This window comes from Falsiroseomonas oryzae (assembly GCF_027856955.1).
GTDB classification, from domain to species: domain Bacteria; phylum Pseudomonadota; class Alphaproteobacteria; order Acetobacterales; family Acetobacteraceae; genus Falsiroseomonas; species Falsiroseomonas oryzae.
In genome coordinates, this window is the sequence record NZ_JAPSMD010000800.1 from 1 (window position 1) to 1,311 (window position 1,311).

Sequence of the window (1,311 nt, forward strand, 5' to 3'; positions counted from 1 at the left end):
CCTGCCCGGCGACGACCCGCTGGCCGTGCCGCTGCTGGGCGGGGATGGCACGCCCATCGCGCCCGACGCGCATCCCGCGCTGCGCGCGCTGGAACGCGGCGAGGCGGTGGACGGGGAGGCAGCGCGGCTGCGCGACGGCGAGGGCTGGCGGCACCTCGAGCTGTTCGCGCGGCCGGTGCGCGGCGCGGATGGGCGGATCGTGGCGGCGGTCTGCACCGGCTTCGACGTCACCGCGCGCCAGGTGGCGGAGGAGGCCTGGCAGGCCAAGGCGGCCGAGGTGGAATCGCTGATGACGCTGGCGCCGGTCGGCGTGTGGTTCACCTACGACCCGGAGGTGCGCCAGGTCAGCCGCAACCGCTTCGCGGCGGAGCTGTTCGACGTGCCGCCCGACAGCACCGCGCCGCTCGGCGCGTCGCGGCCGAACGGGCTGCGCCATGTGCGGCTTCTGCGCGACGGCCGCGAGATCCCGCCGGAGGAGCTGCCGCTGCAGCGCGCCTGGCGCGGCATCGAGAGCCACAATGAGGAGTTCGAGGTCGCCTTCGCGGACGGGACGCGGAAATGGCTGCTGTCCAATGCGCGGCCGCTGCGCGATGCGGCGGGGCGCATCGTCGGCGCGGTCTCCGCCAGCCTGGACATCACCGCGCGCAAGCGGACCGAGGCGGCGCTGCGCGACGCGGTGGTGCAGCGCGAGCTGCTGCAGCGGGAGGCTGACCACCGCATCAAGAACTCGCTGCAGCTGGTGGCGGCGATGCTGCGGCTGCAGCGCAACCGGCTGACGGACGGCGCGGCGCAGGCCAGCCTGGACGCGGCCATCGGGCGCGTGGCGGCGGTGGCGGAGGCGCATGGCGCGCTGCAGGGCAGCCCGGACCTGCGCACGGTGGACCTCGCCGCGATGCTGGGCGACCTGTGCCGCTTCGTCGCCGGGCTCAACCCGCAGGTGACGGTCGGGATCACGGTGGAGGGGCGGCCGGTGCTGGACGCGCAGCGTGCCATCCCGCTCGGCCTGATCGTGGCGGAGCTGCTGACGAATGCGCTGCGCCACGCCTATCCGGAGGGCGCGCCGGGGCGGGTCGCGGTGCGGGTGGTGCTGGGCGGCGCCGGCGGGCTGGAGGTGGAGGTGCGCGACGACGGCGCGGGGATGGTCGATGGCCCGCGACGCGACGGCAGCCTGGGCAGCGTGCTGGTGCAGAGCCTGGCGGCGCGGATCGCGGCGACGGTGGAGACGCTCTCCGTGCCCGGCCAGGGCACGCGGGTGACGGTGCGGGTGCCGGCGGACGCCGCCGGCGACGCCGCGGCCTGACCGGCGCCGGT

At 76.5% G+C, this 1,311-nt stretch carries 1 protein-coding gene; it reads left to right on the plus strand.

All coding sequences use genetic code 11. From position 1 onward, the window contains the following. Positions 1–1,300, plus strand: a 1,300-nt coding sequence (locus tag OZN99_RS31800) for a sensor histidine kinase (protein ID WP_270939185.1), incomplete at its 5' end; no start/stop codon positions are given. Positions 1,301–1,311: the final 11 nt, after the last annotated feature.